We start from the raw sequence: 1,796 nt of genomic DNA on the forward strand, positions 1-1,796 counted from the left end.
CCGGGCGAGCGGCCGCATCCCGGCGCCGGTGCCGCAGCACAGGTCGAGTCCGTCCGTGAACGGTCCGAGCGGCGCGAGCGCCTCGGCCACGGCGTCCAGCACCTGGTCGGGGGTCCGGAAGGGGGTGTGGTCGAACTTCGGGGCGAGCAGGTCGTATCCGCGTTCGACGGACGACAGGGCCTGTACGGCGAGTTCGCGGAGCGTGGGGCCTTCGGGACCGAACATGCCGGCAGCCTACGGCGCCGCGGCGACGGTCCGCCGCGGGCCCTGCCGTTCGCCGACGCCTTCGATCTCGTGGTCTCCTTCGGGGCGTTCGGCCACTTCCTCCCCGGGGAACTGCCCCGCCTGTTCGCCGGGGTCCGCGCGGCGCTGCGGCCCGGCGGCCGGTTCGCCTTCCCGGTGTTCGCCCCGCCCCGGCCCACACGGCCCGGTTTCTGGCTGCTGTACGGGTTCGACACGGTGATGCGGGTGCGCAACGCGCTGTGGCGGCCGCCGTTCGTCATGTACTACCGGGCGCTCCGACTCGGCCCGCTCCTCGGCGAGTTGGAGCGGGCGGGGTTCACGGTCGAGCTGCGTGTGCTGCCCGGGTTCGGCCGGCGAGCCGACGGAAGCCCGCGCGGCCGGCTGGTGGTGGCCCGGAGGGACGGCGCGCCGGACCCGGCGGTTCACACCGCGGCGGGCAGGGTGAACTCGTAGACCAGGGCGTCCTGTTCGGCGTGCACCACCAGATCCGTGATCTCCAGCGGGCGCGCGTACTGGTCGTGCACGCGCCGGGTCACCCGGACCGAGGCGGCCTGTGAGACCTGGCTGATGGAATCCCGGTGGTGCAGGCACAGCCCGGCCTTGCGCATCCAGTCGTAGGCCCGTCGCAACTGCGCGGGCGTGGCGCCGTCGGCCCGGTCCCGGTAGCGCGCCAGCTCCGCCACCTCGGCCAGGGCCACCGCCGAGAACGACGTCACCGCCGTACGCAGCGACCGGCCGTCCGGTGTGACCGACCGGTAGTGGTGCACCAGTGTCGGCCGGTGCGGGGCCAGGCCCAGTTCCCGGGCGTGCTCCGGCGGCGGCACCTCCCAGGTCACCGTGGCCTGGTCCACCGCACACGGGTCGGCCTGCCGGGCGCCCACCGGGAAGGCGAGCGAGTCGGGCGACTCCACCGGCCGGCCGGGCAGCACGGCATGGCTGCCCCGCCGGTCGGTGGCGACCGCACCAGTGCGCCGCAGCACCTCCAGTGCCTGGCGCACGGTCTCCCGGCTGACCCCGAAGTGTGCCGCCAAGTGCCGTTCGCCCGGCAGCCGTTCACCCGGCGGGATCGTGCCGTCGCGCAGCTCGCCGAGCAACAGCGCCGCTATGCGCCCGTACAGGGGCCGGGCGTCGTCGGGCGGGGGATCGTTCGGGGTGGTGCGGGCCATGCCGCGCCCTCCTGTCGGTGACAAGACGTAGTCGTGCGGGTTCGTTGCGCGACCACAATTAGCATTGGTCTAAACCACGAGGGAAGGGCGGACGGTGGTTTCGACCGAAATCCACCCGCCCGCGACGACGGTCACCGGATGCCGCGACGCGCGCTCACAGGGCGCGGTAGAGGGCGTCGACCAGCGCGGTCTTCCGTGGATCATCGGCGATGCGGTGCCCCATGCGGTTCATGACGTAGCCCAGCGACACTCCGGCCTCCGGGTCGGCGAGCCCGCAGGAGCCGCCGAAGCCGTCATGGCCGAAAGCCCGCGGGTTCGGGCCGTACAGCCCCCGCGGGCCGCTCAGCCACAGGCCGAGCCCGATCTCGGTCTCCCCCTCGACGGCCG

The 1,796-nt window shown here is 73.9% G+C and carries 2 protein-coding genes and 2 pseudogenes; 1 reads left to right on the top strand and 3 read right to left on the bottom strand.

The genetic code is table 11. The features are described 5' to 3' along the window. A pseudogene (locus H5J33_RS33940) lies at positions 1-225 on the bottom strand (SAM-dependent methyltransferase); the annotation flags it as partial. Positions 226-261: 36 nt separating this feature from the next. On the opposite strand from H5J33_RS33940, the pseudogene H5J33_RS33945 reads away from it, so the two are divergent. After that, positions 262-696 (top strand): annotated as a pseudogene (locus H5J33_RS33945) (SAM-dependent methyltransferase); the annotation flags it as partial. On the opposite strand, the gene H5J33_RS33950 reads toward H5J33_RS33945, so the two are convergent. Continuing rightward, the gene (locus H5J33_RS33950; RefSeq protein ID WP_181798512.1) at positions 666-1,409 is read right to left on the bottom strand and encodes a GntR family transcriptional regulator; all 744 of its coding nucleotides are present in this window, start codon (positions 1,407-1,409) and stop codon (positions 666-668) included. The pseudogene H5J33_RS33945 and the gene H5J33_RS33950 sit on opposite strands and share 31 nt — an antisense overlap. 154 nt (positions 1,410-1,563) lie before the next feature. After that, positions 1,564-1,796, bottom strand: a 233-nt coding sequence (locus H5J33_RS33955; protein WP_181798513.1) for a serine hydrolase, incomplete at its 5' end; no start/stop codon positions are given.

Origin of the sequence: Streptomyces sp. WELS2, assembly GCF_013870595.1 — a bacterium.
In the GTDB taxonomy this organism is placed as follows: domain Bacteria; phylum Actinomycetota; class Actinomycetes; order Streptomycetales; family Streptomycetaceae; genus Streptomyces.